Below are 18548 nucleotides of genomic sequence, written 5' to 3'. Positions count from 1 at the left end.
GGAAATAGAAAAGAAGGGGGCACATATATGAAGATGAGAGTAAAGCTTTTTGATTATATAATTATAATTGTTTCAGTTTTGTTTACCATTGTTGGTAATGCCCAAAGCCACATTAGCTTTAAACACATTACAACAAGTGATGGTCTTTCGCAAAGTGATATTAACGCCATTTATCAAGATAAACAAGGTTTCATGTGGTTTGGTACGCATGATGGTCTAAACAAATATGACGGGTATAAGTTTACGGTCTATAACCCAAGTGCCAATTCACCAAATCAGATTAGCAGTAACCTTATTGGAGCCATAACAGGGGATGATAAGGGTAACTTATGGGTAGGAACCACGGGGAGTGGTCTTAATTTTTATAATGCTGCTACAGGTACGTTCACCTCTTATAGGAATGAGGATGAAAATTCAAATAGTCTTATAGGCAACCATGTGACTGCCTTGTTCAAGGATAGTAAAAACCGTTTGTGGGTAGGTGTTCGTGACGGTTTGGATATGGTTGACCTTAACGTTTCGCCAGAGAAAATAAAGTTTCAGCATTTTAATTCTGAACAGGAGCCTTTTATTATTGGTTGGGACGGTAGCTCTATTTACACGATTTATGAAGATAAGAACGGCCAAATTCTTATTGGTGGGGCAACGGGTATTTTTAAATTAAAAAAAGATTCAAACGGAAAGGATTATTTCGGGAACGTAAACAATTCATTAGGACTCCCTGATTGTATTGTTAGGAGTATTTTAGAAGATAATTGGGGCCGATTAATCATTGCTACTAACATTGGTATATTTTGCCAAGTAAAAGGCAAGGGTAGAGAACTTGTAAAAATTCACGACACCAATTTTAACAACCTTCTAGTTGACAATAACAACCGCATTTGGGCAGGGTCCAATGAGGGACTCTTTTATTTTGAGAACACGTCTATTGAGAAAAAACCCAAATTTGTCAAACGCTTTACGTATGATTCTAGAGATATAGGTAGCATTAGTAAGAATATCATAAAATCACTGTATTTAGATAAGACGGGTATCATTTGGGTCGGGACCAACGGTGGCGGGGTCAATACTTTTGATCCAGGTAAAAAACAATTCCTAAATGTAAGAAACACACCGGACCCTAAGAGTTTAAGTTATGATAAGATTAGGGCTATGTACGAGGATAGCAATGGAACCGTATGGGTAGGCACAGAAGGTGGCGGCCTAAATATGTTATTGGAAGAAGATGATGACGGTAATTATAATAAATTTGAACATTTTAATTCTATTTCTAGAACATTTGCAATTACAGAAACAACAATTGCAAATAAGAGAACTTTATTAATTGGATCAGAAGGCACACCGGGTCTATATCTTTTGGATATTAGCAATCCAAATGCTATCAAAGAATCAAATCTGAAATCCCAAGGATTAATGCACGGCGTGTTCAGTCTTTTGAACGATTCTAACGAAAATATCTGGATTGGGACTTATACTTCAGGTATTCATAGGTGGATTAAGGAGGATAATGGCAAAGACTACCTTAAATCAACTTTTAAAAGTTACCCCAAGCAACCCAACGCTTTACCTAGCAACATCATTAGGGATATTCTTGAAGACAGTAATGGTACTATCTGGTTTGCAACTGGAGATGGTTTGAGTAGTCTTAATAAGATAGAACGTTACAAAAAACAACCAAAATTTAAAACCTATAAAACGCACCCGAATCAAAAAGGGGCAATAAGCCACAATTATATTCTTTCCTTGTACCAAAGTATCGCGGGAGATTTATGGGTAGGTACTTTTGGTGGTGGATTAAACAAATTCATACCAGGTGAAAACGGAAATGATGATAGTTTCATTTCTTATTCGTTAAAAGACGGACTGCCCAATAATGTAATTAAAGGTATTCTAGAGGATCGTGAAGGTAACTTATGGCTTTCCACCAATATGGGGCTTTCTAAATTTGACCCCGTAAACGAGACGTTTAAAAACTATAATGAAAGTGATGGTTTGCAAGATAATGAGTTTCAGGAATTGGCGTGTGTTAAACGGGCAGATGGAGAAATGCTTTTTGGCGGGATAAACGGATTTAATGCGTTTTACCCAGAAGAAATAAATGATAACGAACAGCCCGCGGAAACAGTAATTACGGATTTACTCGTATCCAATAAATCCGTAAGGGTTGGTGAGAAAATGAATGACAAGGTCATTCTGAAAAAAAACATCAATCAAATTAGTGATATTGAACTTAGCTATAAACAGAATAATTTTTCCTTTGAATTTGCGGCCTTACATTATGCAGCACCTTTAAAAAATAAGTTCGCTTATATGTTAGAGGGTTTTGATAAGGATTGGATACAAACTACTTCGGATAAACGCTTTGCTACGTATACAAATTTAGGACCGGGAGATTATACTTTTAGGGTAAAAGCGTCCAATAATGATGGTCTATGGGATCAGTCTCCTTCGGAAATAAAAATTAAGATTACACCGCCAATTTGGCAAACTTCTGCCGCATATTTGTTTTATAGCTTTTTAATGTTGGGGGTTTTATGGTTATTCTGGAGATACACGTTTATCAGGACTAGTAAAAAACATCAATTAGAACTGGATCATCTTGAAAAAGAGAAATCTGAAGAAATGCAACGTGTAAAACTTGAGTTCTTCACCAATATCTCGCATGAGTTTAGAACACCGCTCACGCTCATAAAAGGTCCGCTAGAATATTTAAGGAAGGATGGGCTAAAGGTAAGCCAAACTAAAGTTCAGGAGCAGTACAATATCATGTACAAAAACACCAATTATTTATTGAAATTGGTAAATCAGCTTTTAGACTTTAGAAAGATAGATCAGGGAAAAATGCACTTGGTAGTGCGTAATAGTAATGTTGTTGAATTTATTCAAGAAGTTTGTCAGCCCTTCCAATTTCTAGCTCACAAGCAAAATGTAGATTTTAATATTTCCGCTAGTGATGACGCTATTGTATCATGGTTTGATCATGATGCTCTAGAAAAGATTATGAACAACCTGTTATCCAATGCTTTTAAATATACTCCTGATGGAGGACATATAAACGTAGAGATATCAATAGAAAGAGAAAAGAGTGGTGAAGCTGAGGAAAGTAACAGAAACGTAGTTATTAAAGTTCGAGATTCTGGGTTTGGAATAGCAAAAAATAGAGTGAACACTATTTTTGAACGTTTTAATACTCAGGATAAAAAAGACAGAAGAAATCTTCAAGGGGCGGGTATAGGATTATCGTTTACTAAAAATTTGATCGAGTTACATCAAGGTTCTATTGTCGTTAAGAGTAAACCGAATAAAGGGACTGATTTTATAGTACGACTTCCAATGGAAAAGGAAACCTTTATGAACATTCCAGAGGTGAGTATAAAAGAGGTTTCAGAAAGCGATTTCTTGGTGCGCTCTTCGGAAACTGAGTCGTTTGCCATTGGGATAAATGATGAAATTCTTGATGAAGATGTGTCAAAATCACGCCCTAAACTCCCTATTCTACTTATTGTTGATGACAATGAGGATATTCGTACTTTGGTAAAACAGGCTTTGGAAGCGGAGTATGTAATATACGAGGCGGAAAACGGCAAACAAGCTTTAAAACTAGCTAAAAGTCTTATGCCCAATATTATCTTAACGGATATTTTAATGCCCGTAATGAACGGTACCGAGTTCTGCGAAAAACTTAAGACCAATAAAGAAACGAGTCATATTCCAGTGGTAATGCTTACGGCAAAAGCATCCGAAGAAAGTGAAATAGAAAATCTAAAATTGGGTGTTGAAGGATATATACGTAAACCTTTTGAAATGGAGCTGCTACAACTAACGCTCTCCAATATTCTTAAGCAGAGGGATCAACTTAGAAAGCAGTTTACTAGGAATATTACGCTGCAACCTACGGAAATCGCCGTTACTTCGGTAGATGAGTCTTTTCTACAGACTGCTATTGAAATTGTAGAAAAACACATGATGAATACGGACTTTAACGTAGAAATGCTTGTAAAGGAAATGGGCTATAGCCGAAGTAACCTTTATATGAAATTTAAAGAGATTACCGGTCTATCTTCCAGTGAGTTCATTAGGAACATTCGTCTAAAAAGAGCCGTTCAGCTTTTTGAGCAGAGCGATTTGTCCGTCAAAGAAATTATGTACAAAACAGGTTTTAATACGGCTTCTTATTTTTCTAAGTGTTTCAAAAAGCAATTTGGCGTAATTCCTAGTGAATATGTTGCCAACTTAAAAGATAAAAAAACAACCTCATAACTTTAAAAATGAAAAATAAATTAGGTACCAAGTTTGGCCTTTTAGTCTGTTTTCTAGCCCTACTATCTTGTGGGCAGAAAAACAAAACCGAAACCGTATCCGCTATTGAAGCGGACGACCAAAAACCAAATGTGATTATTGTATTTACAGATGATCAAGGTTATGGAGATTTAGCATCACATGGCAACCCTATACTAAAAACTCCTAATTTGTCTGCTTTTGGTAAAGAGGCTTTGGAACTTACAAATTTTCACGTGGGAACGACTTGTGCGCCTAGTCGGGCAGGTCTTATGACAGGACGTAACGGCAATAGGAACAATGCTTGGCATACTATTGGTGGATGTTCTATCTTGTTGGAAGATGAAACCACCATAGCGGAAGTGTTTGAAGACGAGGGGTATAAAACGGCTATGTTCGGAAAATGGCACTTGGGGGATAATTACCCATACAGACCTTTTGATAGAGGGTTCCAAGAAACGCTTTATAATGGCGGAGGAGGTGTGCAGCAAACTCCGGATTATTGGAACAATACCTATTTTAACGATACCTATTTTAGAAATGGTGTTCCGGAAAAAGTGGAAGGATACGCAACGGATGTCTGGTTTAACGAGGCCATTAAATATGTACAGCGTACGAAAGAAGAACCTTTCTTCCTGTATTTACCACTTAACGCGGCACATTCACCCTTTAACGTTCCGGAAAGTTATGCCAAACAATACGAAGATGCTCCGTTAACCGATGTTCAGAAGCGTTTTTATGGAATGATTACCAATATTGATGAGAACTTTGGAAGGTTGGTCAATTTTTTAAAAGACGAAAAATTATTTGACAATACTATAATCATATTCACAACGGATAATGGTACTGCTGCAGGAATAGCAAAAAGCAAGGATGGAAGTGTTTTAGGTTACAACGCTGGTTTGCGGGGTACTAAAGGTAGTCACTATGACGGTGGGCATAAGGTGCCATTTTTTATAAGCTGGCCTAAAGGCAATATAAAAAAGGGAACTACGAGTAATGAATTGGTAGCCAATGTAGATTTGTTACCTACACTTTCCAAAATGGCAGGAGTATCTTTTCAGCCTAAAAAACCTTTGGATGGGGCAGATATGTCAGCCGTATTAAAGGAGGGTGCAGAAAGTAAGGAGCGTATGTTGGTTATAGATACGCAGCGTGCTCAATGGCCTGAAAAAGGTAAGAACAGCTGTGTTATGAATACGGAATGGCGATTGATCGGTGGTACCGAGCTATATAATATTGTTGATGATCCGGGACAAAAAAATAACGTTGCGGACCAACATCCGGACATGGTTAAAAAAATGCAGGCTTTTTATGATCAGTGGTGGTCCGGTATAGAACCCGAAATGAGATATGCCGAAATTCCTATTGGTCATGAAGAAGCAAATCCCGTTACGATTACAGTTCATGATATGCATACAAAAGAGAACATACCTTGGAACCAAGTTCAAATTCGTGAGGGGGAGTTTTCTCCGGAAGGCTATTATAGCGTGAATATTGTTGAAGATGGTGAGTATGAGTTTAAATTGTATAGATATCCACCAGAATCGGGCTTGTCTCTTAATGCTGCTTCAGATGTTATTATGGGATCATCAACGGTAAATGAATTGCCTGTAGGAAGGCGCATCAATTTTAAGGGTGCTCAAGTGAAACTAGGTGATGTTTCTCTAGAAGGAAATGTTGACCTGGACAAACCCTATGCACAGCTACAGGGGGAATTGAAAAAAGGAAGCTACGAGCTTAATAGTCATTTTATTACGGATGAAGGAAACGCGTTTTCCGCATATTATATAGTAATCGAAAAAAAAGGATAATCCATGAAAAAGGCCAAGAAAAATATTGAAGCAAATTCAAAAAAGACGGATTCATTATCCCGAAGGTCATTTCTTTCTAAAACGGCTCTAGCTGCGGGTGCTATAAGTATTGTTCCCAGACATGTTTTAGGTAGGGGTTTTGTCGCGCCAAGCGATAAGGTAAATTTAGGATACATTGGCCTTGGTAAGCAAAGTATAACGCTGTCCAATGCTTTTTTAGAAAATACAGACGAAGCGCAAATCGTAGCTGGTTCCGATGTGTGGACAACTAAAAACGATTGGTTTAAGGCACATGTAAGTAAATTGTATGCAGATAAGCGCAAACAGAATAACTATAAAGGCCTTACAACAACAGGAAATTATCTTGAAATTTTAGAAAGAGATGACATAGATGCCGTAGTGGTTGCAACACCTGATCATTGGCATGCCATACAAGCCATTGGGGCTATGGAGGCTGGCAAGCACGTGTATTGCGAGAAACCTTTAACTTTGAAGATTCAGGAAGGCATAGACATGGTAAGCACCGTTAAAAAAACGGGTAAGGTTTTACAAACAGGGAGTATGCAGCGTTCGTGGGCCACGTTCCAAAAAGCTACGGAAATGGTAAGGAACGGTTATTTAGGTGATATCAAAAAAGTACTTGTTAATGTGGGTGACCCTGCTATTCCATTCAATATGGATTCTCAGCCGGTACCTTCTCAAATAGATTGGAACCAATGGTGTGGTCCGGCACCGTTGTTGCCCTATAATGAAAGACTTGCGCCACAGGAGAGTAAAGCGTTCTTTCCGGATTGGAGACTGTTTAGTGAGACCGGAGGTGGCATATTAACGGATTGGGGCGCTCATATGTTTGATATTGCCCAATGGGGATTGGGAATGGATAGAACTGGTCCGGTAAAATTTATTCCTCCTGCGGACAAAAAAGCGGTAAGAGGTATGCAGATGTTCTATGAAAATGGAATTGAAATGGTTCACGAAGATTTTGGTAGGGGATGGGGTGTTCGGTTTATAGGGACCAAAGGTAATTTGGATATTAGTAGAAGTTATTTGGAAACTGACCCGCCTAAGATTTTAAAATCTCAGGTAACGGATAAAGAGGGGCTGAAATCTAGAGGCAATCATTATCAGAATTGGATAGATGCCATAAAAAAAGGTACCCCCCTTATTTCCGATGTTGAAATAGGCCATCGTTCCGCGAGTGTGGGTAACATTTGTAATATAGGGTATCAATTGGGCCGCACCTTGGAGTGGGACCCAAAGAAAGAAAAATTTATAGGTGATAGTGAAGCCAACAAAATGAAGAGTAGAAAAAATAGAAAATACTAAAAATCAACCTCCGGGTCTTTCTTTTCTGAACGTTCCGGGGGTGATTCCATTTTTTAATTTGAACATTCTAGAAAGATAGGAAATGGTGCCTAGACCGGTCTTTTCCGCAATTTCCGCTAAGGTATTGTTTGTGGTGAGCAATAAGGTTTCCGATCGTTCAATACGTATGGTCTGTATGTATTTGCTGGGCCTGATTCCAAATTTCTGCTGAAATACCCTAGAAAAATGATCGGCACTCAGGTTGCTGTGTTTGGCAAGGTCCGCTACGGTAAGGGGCTCATGTAAGTGTTCTTTAATATAGTTGAGTACCTCGTGAAAATCACTTCTAATATTCAACTTGGAACTTTTACTGTTTTGTATAAATGAGGCAAACAAGAGGTGAAGAAGTCCCTGAGTCTCAATAAATGACTTGGTAGAGAGCAAATCGTTCTTTTTCACGGTATCAAGTAGAAATTTTTGCTTGTCATAAATAGTGGGGTCATCGTCTACCAAATAACGCTTTGGGTGAAGTTCTATAACCTTTTTAAAATATCCATAATGGTCGTTATTTGCTTCAATACCATACCTAAAATCTTTCATATCATAAATGGAAAGCCCATCGCCAACCTCTTCTAAAAAATGAATGTAATAAAGTTCTAAATGGTCATCACACCTATACCGGCTGTAGGTAAAGCTGGGTACAAGATATAGATAGCCTGGTTCTAGGTCAAACTCTTCGTAACTGTGGTATATTTTGGCGGTTCCTTTTGTTACCAAATAAAGTCGGGAAAAAGGGCTGATTACGTTGTCGTAATCCCATGTGGAATCTAATTTTCCGTATCCACCATGTAGAAAGGTCAATTTTAAGGATTGCAGAATTTTATTCATACACTATTTACTTCTTATCGGATTTTATGCACTTATAATCGTTATGTAAAGATAGTAATTATGCTTTCAATAATTGATTTTCAGGGCTTTTTGAGTTGTAAAGTATTTTTGTGCATAATGCGTTCGTGATTTAAAAATGTCGGATTTGTACAACTCATAGCCTGATTTATGCAAGAAATTGACAAAACAAATACTTTAAGTTTGTGGAAAACATAAAATTTCTCATAAAGAATGTTCAAATTATCAAATTATTTCATTTTTTCTTTGGCTTTGATGCTATTCTCCTGCGGTGGCCCGGACCTTCCAGAGGATGTAGAACAGGCCTATGAGACGCTTCCGGAAAAGGTAGATTTTAATCAGCATGTAAAACCTATTTTATCCGATAAATGTTTTATTTGCCATGGTCCGGATAAAGCAAAAATAAAGGGTGGCTTACAGTTGCACGACCCTGAATTTGCATATGCCGAATCCATTAATACACCTGGGTTGTTCTCTATTGATCCTGGAAACCCTGGAAACAGTGAGGTGGTTAAAAGAATCTTGACAGATAATCCGGAAACGATAATGCCTGCGCCTTCATCGAATTTAAACTTATCGGCCTATGAAAAGGCTATGCTGGTAAAGTGGATAGATCAAGGTGCGGAGTACAAAGATCACTGGGCATTTTTAAAACCGGAAAAGCATCAGGTTCCAAAAGTAAAACAGACCGACTTCGTTCAGAGTCCTATAGATAATTTTGTATTGGCCAATTTAGAGGAAAAAGGAGTTTCTCCATCTAAAAAAGCGAGCAAGGAGCTGTTGCTAAGAAGGGCTTCTATTGATCTAACAGGCTTGCCTCCAACTTTGGAGGAAATGGAAGCTTTTGTAAACGATGACGCACCGGATGCTTTTGAAAAACAGATAGACCGTTTATTGGCTTCTCCGCATTATGGGGAACAGATGACTTTGGACTGGATGGATGTTGCCCGTTATGCAGATACGCATGGGTACAGTAACGATAGATATAGAGATACCTCGCCATGGAGAGATTGGGTTATAGATGCATTTAATAAAAACATGCCCTATGATGAATTCCTCACATGGCAATTAGCGGGAGATTTATTTGAAAACCCCACACGGGAGCAAAAACTGGCCACTACTTTCAACAGGTTGCACCCTCAAAATTTGGAAGGTGGTATTATAGATGAAGAATTTAGATCGGAATATGTTGCGGATAGAACCGCTACGGTAAGCCAAGGAGTATTGGGGTTGTCATATGCTTGCGCTAAGTGTCACGACCACAAATACGATCCTATTTCTCAAAAGAACTATTTTGAGATGTACGGCTTTTTCAACAACGTAGATGAGACGGGATTGATTCCTTGGGATTTAGCTACTCCAGTTCCGGCCATGTTACTTCCCACGGAAGAACAGGAAGGGGTGCTTGCTTATCTAGATAAAATTGTTGAGGAATCCGAAGACAAAGTTGAGCGCACCGCTAAAACTGAAAATGAAAAGTTTGAACAGTGGTTGGCGGGTAATTCTTTTAAGAACATTCCGGTTAAAGGTAAGCCGCGTGGGTTGATTGCTTCTTTTAATTTTGATAACCAAAAATTGGTGAACACCGCTGGCGGAAATGGCAAAAACCATATTCGTATGCGTCAGCAGTTTGTAGATAACGAGAAACCTGTTTTTAAAGAGGGAGCTACAGGTAAAGGGCTATTTATGGATGGGGATACGTGGTTGGACCTAGATAAAATTGGAGTCTACAAACGTAACCAGCCTTTTAGCGTTTCTATAAAAGTCTTTATTCCCAAGGACCTTGAAGATGGAGTTATATTTCATAAGATGCAAGGGCCTGAATTGCATAGTTTTAGAGGGTACCACTTAAAAGTAAAAGAGAACAGGTTAGAAGCGTTGTTTGCCCATGTGTGGCCAGATAATTCAATGGTAGTAGAGTCCGTTAAGGAGATTCCAAAGGAAAAATGGGTGCAGGTTACGCTTACCTATGACGGTTCCAGTAAGGCAAAGGGAATAGGGATTTATATGGATGGCGAAAAACTTGAAACCACTACTTCTTTTGATAACCTGTACAAGGATATTGTTTTTAACAATATGAACAATTATATCTATAAAGAAACCGTAGAACCTGGTTTAAGAATTGGAGCTATATGGAGAGGAAAGGGCATTGGTAATGCTGTTGTAGATGATATAATGGTTTTTGATAATGAATTGAGTGCTGTTGAAGTAATGCAAATAAGCACTACAGATCGGCTTAAAAACTTAATCGCCAAAACAAAAGAAATACTTACCGAACAAGAAAAAGAGCAGCTGGCTCAATACTATTTGTTCAATAAATCTCCAAAATACAATGAAGCTCTTGCTGTTTTGGAGGAGAATCGTAAAGCCTTAGTAGATAGTATAGAGCCTATTAAGCAAATAATGGTGATGAAAGAACGTAAAACACCTAGACAGACCTATATTTTGGATAGGGGTAATTACGATTCACCAACAGATTCAGTTTTTCCAAATGTTCCAACGGAGATATTTCCAATGGCAGATAGTTTACCTAAAAATAGGTTGGGCCTTGCCAAATGGATTACAGATAAGGACAATCCGTTAACGGCTAGGGTAGCGGTAAACCGTTATTGGCAAAATCTCTTTGGAAGAGGATTGGTAAAGACTTCTGAGGATTTTGGTAATCAAGGTGAATTGCCAAGTCACCCTAAACTGTTGGATTGGTTGGCTCTTGAATTTGTAGAGTCCGGCTGGGATGTTAAGGCATTGCATAAAACCATAATGTTGTCCAGCACCTATCAACAAAGTTCCGTGGTTAGTGAGGAGCATTTAAAATGGGATGGTGAGAACAAATGGTTGGCAAGAGGGCCTTCCACACGATTGTCCGGAGAAATGTTAAGAGATAATGTACTGTATGCGTCCGGTCTGTTGAACGAGACCATAGGAGGAGAAAGTGTTAAGCCGTACCAACCAGAAGGACTATGGAAAGTAAACGGAGATACTTACGTTCAAGACGGGGAAGAAGGCCTTTACAGAAGAAGCATGTATACCATTTGGAAGCGTACGGTGCCTAATCCTACAATTTCAACTTTTGATGCCCCTACAAGGGATTTATGTACCAGCAGAAGGCAAAAAACCAATACACCGTTACAGGCCTTGGTAATTTTGAACGACCCTACTTATATAGAAGCCTCAAGAGTCCTAGGAAAACAAATGGCGGAGGCCAAAGACGTAGAGACCGGTATTGCCCAAACCTTCATGAAATTGGCAGGAAGAAGTATTACGGATCAAGAACTTGAGGTTCTTGCTCAATTACGGGAACAGGAATTTGAAAAGTTCAATCAAAATTTAGATAAGACCAAGGGTTGGTTGCAGACCGGGGCGTTTAAAATTTCCGAAACCGATGATAAGGCGGCAATAGCTGCAAACGCCGTAGTGGCAAGTACCATTATGAATGCCGATGCCAGTATCACAAAACGATAATTGTTAACAGCAAACAAAAGAAACTATGTGTAATCATCATCACAATAAACTGACTTCCAATAACCACGATTTACAAAAAATCGAAAGGCAACTGGATAGAAGACATTTTCTTAAAAAGACATCACTTGGTATCGGTGCCATGGCTTTGGGAAGTTTACTGGGCGCAGAAAAAGCATTTGCCGGTATAGGTAAGAACAGTACGGAAGAAGAGATTTTAAAGGTTTACAATAAGAACCGATTAGGTCTACCGCACCATGCGCCAAAGGCCAAAAGAATTATTTATTTATTTCAGAGTGGAGGCCCATCTCAGATGGATCTGTTCGATTATAAGCCAAAGCTTACCAATATGTTCGGTCAGGAATTACCACCGTCCGTAATAAGTGGTCAAAGACTTACGGGTATGAGCGGTAGCCAAAGTACACTGCCTATAGCTCCGTCTACTTTTAAGTTTCAGCAGTACGGGGAGTCTAGAGCTTGGGTGAGCGATGCTATGCCGTACCTATCCGAAGTAGTAGATGATCTGTGTTTTATTAAAAGTATGCAAACTGACCAAATTAACCATACCCCGGCCATTACATTTATGCAAACGGGAAATCAATTGCCAGGTAGGCCTGCTATTGGTTCTTGGTTAAGTTATGGTTTAGGTTCAGACAATGAAAACTTGCCAACTTTTATTGCATTGGTTTCTAAAAACGGAAAAGGACAGCCCCTAAAAGCAAGTTTATGGGGGAACGGCTTTTTGCCAACAGAACACCAAGGAGTACAATTTAGGTCGGGTAAAGACCCTGTTCTCTATTTAAGCGATCCAGAAAATTATGATGGTAATGACCGTAGGGATATGCTGGATTATTTAAAGAATTTGAACGACCTACAGACGGATGCCTTTGGTGACCCAGAAATTCAATCCCGTATGGCCCAATACGAAATGGCCTTTAAAATGCAAACTTCCATACCTGAGGTAACCGATCTAACAAATGAGCCCGAATATATTTTTGATATGTACGGCAAAGATAGTAGGGATCCCGGTACGTATGCGGCAAACTGCCTAATGGCAAGAAAACTGCTTGAAAAAGGGGTTAAGTTTGTACAACTGTACCACCAAGGTTGGGACCAACACAACTATTGTCCAGGAGGAGTAAAAAGTCAATCTAAAAAAACAGATCAGGCCACTGCTGCCTTAATCAAGGATTTAAAGCAAAGAGGTATGTTTGAGGATACCCTTGTAGTTTGGGGAGGAGAGTTTGGACGTACGGTGTATTCCCAAGGTCAGTTAACGAGCGAAAATTATGGTAGAGATCACCATCCAAAAGCATTTACCATGTGGATGGCCGGAGCAGGAGTGAAGCCTGGGTTTACCTATGGGGCAACTGATGATTTTAGTTACAATGTAACCAAAGATCCTGTTCACGTACATGATTTTCACGCTACGCTTATGCATCTATTCGGTATAGATCATGAGAGGTTAACGTTTAAGCATCAAGGAAGGCGCTATCGCCTAACGGATGTTCACGGTCATGTAGTTAAAGATTTATTGACCTAGATTTACCTGTTTTTGACCAGTATTCATTGTATTTTACCATCAAAATAAAAATCATCAGTATCCTATGAACAACAGAAGGAGTTTTTTAAAAAAATCCGCCTTGGGCGCCACAGCTTTATCCACAACATCATCTTTCGGGTTTAATATTCTAAAAAAAACCGTTCTTGAGGACCAAATTATTGGTCATGGAGATTTCAAATACAAAGTGGTGAAAGACTGGGCCCAGATGTCTGTTGCACATAATCCAATTTTAAACTGTCATGAAATGCAGATGGACAGTAAAGGCAGGCTCATTATGTTGGGAGACCATACGGATAATAATATTTTGGTTTTTGATAAATCCGGAAAATTGTTGGATTATTGGGGTACGCGCTATCCTGGTGGGCATGGGCTAACCCTTCATGATGAAGGGGGAGAGGATATGTTGTATATCGTAGACTGTGGCTGGTTTGTAGACCGTACCGGAAAATGGAGTAAACAAGCAGGTTCTGTTAGTAAGACTACTGTAGACGGGAGGCTTTTATTTAATTTGCCCGATCCACATACTATTGGTGTATATACCAAAGAGCAAGAGTATTTACCCACGGAAACTGCCATTGGCCCTAATGGCGATATCTATGTAGCAGATGGTTACGGGTCTGATTTTATTCTTCAGTTTAGCCCTAAAGGCGAATTTATCCGTAAATGGGGAGGTCACGATAACAGCGATAAAAACTATGATTTGCATAATGCCCACGGTGTGGCGGTAGACTATCGTGATAAACAAAACCCGGTACTTGTGGTTACATCACGTTCGGACATGAGCTTTAAATTTTTTACGCTTGATGGTAAGTTTATTAAAACCGTAGAGTTGCCCGGGGCCTATGTATGTAGACCTGTACTAGACGATGATAATATCTATGCTGGGGTGTGTTGGTCAGAAAATAAGGCGGGCCACCGCTTTAGTAATTCGGGGTTTGTGACCATTATGGATGGTAGTAATAAAGTAGTTTCCAATCCTGGGGGAGATGCGCCTGAATATAAGAATGGCAAGCTTCAACAAATGTATCAATCGGAAAATGCCATATTTAATCACGGTCATGATGTTTTCGTTGATGAGGATAAGAACCTTTATGTCTGTCAATGGAATGCCAACAGAACGCCCCCAATCAAATTAGAGCGGGTGTAAATTCTATATTTTTTTTCTACGCGTAGGGATAAAGCCATTTGTGGTAATCAAATGATCATATCTTTTAGCACCCTCTATGAAATATGTGTAATTTTCGAATTGAAGTCTGCAGACTTCGATCAAACACTTATAAACTAAATTCAAAAGTTAAATGCGCAGCAAAAAAAACAATGTACTGTATGCACTGTTGCTACTAATTGTGTTTTCGTCCTGTAAAGAGGAAAAGGCAGTAATTACCGAAAAAAAACCGAACATCATCTACATTATGGCAGATGACCATACCACTCAAGGTTTTGGTATCTATGGAAGCCGCTTGGCTAAGTTAAACCCTACGCCAACTCTAGATAAAATTGCCAATGAAGGGATGATTTTTGACAATTGCTTTGTTAGTAATTCTATATGTACGCCCAGTCGCGCCGCGATTATCACCGGACAAAATTCTCAATTGAACGGGGTTCTGGATTTAGATGGTCGTATAGAGCCGGCACGCCAGTTTTTACCAATAGAAATGAAAAAGTTGGGGTACCAGACGGCTGTAGTGGGTAAATGGCACTTAAAAGAAGAGCCTGCGGCTTTTGATTATTATAAAGTTTTACCGGGGCAAGGAAAATATTTTGATCCTGAGTTTAGGGTTCGTGGTGATCAGCCATGGCCTAAGAATACGGTTCAGACCAAAGGTCACTCATCAGATATGGTTACCGATATTTCTTTAGATTGGTTAAAGAACGAAAGAGACCCTAACAAACCTTTCTTTCTAGTGCATCAATTTAAGGCTCCGCATGACGATTTTGAAAATGCACCGCGTTACGAAGAGTATTTGGCCGATACATTTATTCCTGAGCCGGAGAGTCTTTACGAAAGAGGAAACAACGGTTCTGTTGCCACAAGAGGAAAGAATGATTCTTTAACCAGAATTATTGGTTCATCCGTGTCACATAGAAACTTGATCCGTAATCAGGCTATGAATATTTATGTGGATAGTTCAATTCACCGTTCATACCGCGATGCGGATAAAATTAGGCCTGAAGAGTATGTAAAGTGGGAAATGGATGATGAAGAAAGAAAATACACGAGTAAAGTATACCAAGACTACGTAAAGAAATATTTACGTTGTGTAAAAGGAGTAGATGATAATGTAAAGCGCTTAATGGATTATTTAGAGGCCGAAGGTCTAATGGATAATACTATTATTGTTTACACCGGTGACCAAGGATTTATGTTGGGAGAACATGACTTTATTGATAAAAGATGGATGTACGAGGAGTCTATGCGTATGCCGTTCTTTGTGCGTTATCCAGAAAAAATTAAAGCGGGAACCCGTACCGATGCAATCATCAATAATACGGATTTTGCTCCAACGCTAATTGAATTGGCCGGAGGAAGCACTCCTGATTATATGCAAGGGAAAAGTTTTAAAACCATCTTAGAAACAGGAGAGGAACCAGAAGATTGGCAAAAATCTACCTATTACAGGTATTGGATGCACATGGCGCATCGTCATCAAAATCCGGCACATTTTGGAGTACGCACCAAAGATTATAAATTAATATTTTTCTATGGAAAATATTATGTAGATACCACAGACCCTAATGCGGAATGGGATAAGGAAAACTGGGGCAATGATTTTGATACCGATACCCCTGCGGGTTGGGAATTTTATGACTTAAAGAAAGATCCCAAAGAAATGAACAACGCCTATGCAGATCCAGCCTATGCGGAGACCATTGCAGATTTAAAGAAAGAATTACTTAGACTTCGTGAGGACTTGAACGAAACGGATGAGAAATATCCTCATATTCAAAAAGTTATTGATGCCCACTGGAACGACTAAATAGGGCTTTTCTTGAACCCTAAAATAGAGAAAAATCAGCTGCTATCCAATTTATAAGGATAGCAGCTTTTTTTATTGAATAATGTTTCTGAGAGGAGCAATTCGGTTAAAAAATTTTGGGACAGTTGAACTAGTTCAACTTTTTTGTAACAGAGGTTTTTGATTTTTGTAAGTATTAATCTTTAACTACTAAATCATGTTTTACAAATCGATTAAAATTTATGTGACACTCTTCTTTTTAATGGTATCCGTAGTTCAACTAAAAGCACAAAACCCGTATGATGTTAGCACAGAACAGGCTTTAAATTCTTTACAAGCTGCTAAGAAAAAAGCGGAAGAAATGAATGTTTTGGTCAATATAGCGGTGGTAGATGCAGGTGCGAATCTAAAGTCTTTCGTAAGAATGGATAATTCCTACTTAGGCAGTATAGATGTCGCCATAAAAAAAGCCAAAACCGCTCGCTATTTTGATATTGATACGGGCAAGTTGGGCGAATTAACCCAGCCGGGAGGCATCATTTATAACATTGAACTTAGTAATAATGGCCTTATTACCTTTCCCGGAGGTGTACCCATTAAAAATAAAGACGGTAAAATAATTGGCGCCATTGGTGTAAGTGGCGGCACCATAGAAGAAGATAGAATTATTGCTAACGCAGGCGCAGATTTCCTTTTAACTGAAAACTAAAATACTGATGAGAACTATTACTAATATTTTTTTACAAGCTATTGCAATCTTAGGCTGTGGCATAATTACGGCCCAAGATTTAAGCGACCCTATGTTGTATCGTAAAGATTTTAAAGATATTTCTGGAAAAAATACGGTTTCTATTACCAGTTATGAGAAGAACGGAAAGCATTATGTGTATGCTGGAGGTGCTGGTAATGTAGATGTCTATCAAATTGATGCAGATGGCATACTTACGCCTGTGAGCAATCACGAATTGTATAAGCAAAAAGGGCCGGCCAGGGGCATGGTTGCTGACAATATTGGTGGAAACGATTTTCTTTTTGTAGCCAACAAATTTGGTAATGTAGTAGAAACCTTTAGAATTTTAGAAAGCGGTTCTTTGGAACGTGCCGCTATGATAGAAGATACTGAAGATACTCATCTTGCGGTTGGTATCACCCTACAGGTTGTTCACATGAAGAATGCATCTTTTTTGTTCGCAGGTGGTTTAGAAAGAGAAACCCCGGGGTTAAGTTCTTTTAAAATAAATATTGACGGAAGTTTAACCCATGTTCAATCAATGAAAGATACGGATGAGTTACACACCGATGGAATTATTGGTATGTTCGTTCATAAAATAAAAGGGAAAACCTATCTGTATACCAGCGGATTTCAGGACAATGGTGTAAGTAGTTTTAGAGTTTATGAGGATGGTACATTTAGAAATGTGAACAATATCCATGACAATACAACAGACCGCTACCTAACAGGAGCGTATCCAGTGACTGGTGCAACACTTGGAGGCAATCATTATGTGGTAGTGGGCCATAGACATCATAAATATTATGATTATGCCCCTAAATTCATTAAAAACAAAGATTTTACATACCACGGAGATGGGGTAAGTGTGTTCAAGGTGAATAGAAAAGGCGCTTTGGTTCCGCATTTTGTTTTAAAGGATGATGAGTTAACCAAACTACGAGGACAGACACGTATTGAAGTAGTTTCTGTGGAGGAAGACTATGCCATTTTTGCGGTAGGTACTCGGGATGATGCTAGTGTTCAGCTAGTAAAATTAGATGCACAAGGTACATTAACGCCCTTAAATTATTTAGAAACGGGTTTTCCTATCTATTACGGTTTAAGAAGTTTAACAATCGAAGGCAACCCCTTATTGGTAGCGGGCTCTATGAGTTTTGATTTTAATAAAGTAGCAAGTTATCAAGTAGCGCCTAAAATTGATAGAGGAGGCAAGCTATTGCGCCATATTGTCAATTTAAAATATAAAGAAGAGGCTACCCCAAAACAGGTAGAAGAGGCCGTACAGACTTTTTTAGATCTGGAGAAAACCATTCCTGAAATTGTTTCTATTGAATGGGGAGAGAATGATAGCACGGAAGGTCATAGTGATGGATTTACCCATACTTTTATTCTTACGTTTAATGATGAGCATGGACGAGAAAAATACCTGTTCCATAAAACCCATTTAGACTTGGTTAAAAAGGTAGGCCCTATAATCGGTGGCGTTTTAGTGGTGGATTACTGGACAGCGAAACAATAAAAAAGGTTTAAAA

At 38.9% G+C, this 18548-nt stretch carries 10 protein-coding genes; 9 read left to right on the top strand and 1 reads right to left on the bottom strand.

Annotated features, from left to right (window positions below):
- The first annotated feature begins 27 nt into the window (after positions 1-27).
- From Q4597_RS08355 to Q4597_RS08345, 3 genes are read left to right on the top strand one after another with little or no spacing between them, the layout of a single operon-like run.
- Positions 28-4260: a two-component regulator propeller domain-containing protein gene (locus Q4597_RS08355; protein WP_303405791.1), complete on the top strand. Its 4233-nt coding sequence runs from the start codon at positions 28-30 to the stop codon at positions 4258-4260.
- 8 nt (positions 4261-4268) lie between these two features.
- A complete protein-coding gene (locus Q4597_RS08350) occupies positions 4269-6092 on the top strand; it encodes an arylsulfatase (RefSeq protein WP_303405789.1) in 1824 nt (607 codons plus the stop codon).
- A 3-nt stretch (positions 6093-6095) separates the two neighbouring features.
- Positions 6096-7418: a Gfo/Idh/MocA family protein gene (locus tag Q4597_RS08345; protein WP_303405788.1), complete on the top strand. Its 1323-nt coding sequence runs from the start codon at positions 6096-6098 to the stop codon at positions 7416-7418.
- Between the two features lie 3 nt (positions 7419-7421).
- Here Q4597_RS08345 and Q4597_RS08340 read toward each other — a convergent pair whose 3' ends face one another.
- Positions 7422-8285: an AraC family transcriptional regulator gene (locus tag Q4597_RS08340; RefSeq protein ID WP_303405787.1), complete on the bottom strand. Its 864-nt coding sequence runs from the start codon at positions 8283-8285 to the stop codon at positions 7422-7424.
- Positions 8286-8516: 231 nt separating this feature from the next.
- Here Q4597_RS08340 and Q4597_RS08335 point away from each other — a divergent pair, with 231 nt between their 5' ends.
- The 6 genes from Q4597_RS08335 (at position 8517) to Q4597_RS08310 (ending at position 18535) form a co-directional block, all read left to right on the top strand.
- Complete coding sequence (locus Q4597_RS08335) at positions 8517-11765, top strand: DUF1553 domain-containing protein (RefSeq protein ID WP_303405785.1); 3249 nt, start codon at positions 8517-8519, stop codon at positions 11763-11765.
- 25 nt (positions 11766-11790) lie between these two features.
- A complete protein-coding gene (locus tag Q4597_RS08330) occupies positions 11791-13305 on the top strand; it encodes a DUF1501 domain-containing protein (RefSeq protein ID WP_303405783.1) in 1515 nt (504 codons plus the stop codon).
- 64 nt (positions 13306-13369) lie between these two features.
- Complete coding sequence (locus tag Q4597_RS08325; protein ID WP_303405781.1) at positions 13370-14473, top strand: 6-bladed beta-propeller; 1104 nt, start codon at positions 13370-13372, stop codon at positions 14471-14473.
- Positions 14474-14624: 151 nt separating this feature from the next.
- Complete coding sequence (locus Q4597_RS08320; RefSeq protein WP_303405780.1) at positions 14625-16304, top strand: sulfatase; 1680 nt, start codon at positions 14625-14627, stop codon at positions 16302-16304.
- Positions 16305-16500: 196 nt separating this feature from the next.
- Positions 16501-16992: a GlcG/HbpS family heme-binding protein gene (locus Q4597_RS08315; protein WP_408065832.1), complete on the top strand. Its 492-nt coding sequence runs from the start codon at positions 16501-16503 to the stop codon at positions 16990-16992.
- Between the two features lie 7 nt (positions 16993-16999).
- Complete coding sequence (locus tag Q4597_RS08310; protein WP_303405778.1) at positions 17000-18535, top strand: Dabb family protein; 1536 nt, start codon at positions 17000-17002, stop codon at positions 18533-18535.
- Positions 18536-18548 lie beyond the last annotated feature (13 nt).

Origin of the sequence: Zobellia sp. 1_MG-2023 (assembly GCF_030549125.1) — a bacterium.
Taxonomy (GTDB): Bacteria; Bacteroidota; Bacteroidia; order Flavobacteriales; family Flavobacteriaceae; genus Zobellia; species Zobellia russellii.
This window is presented reverse-complemented; position numbering and strand designations above follow the sequence as displayed.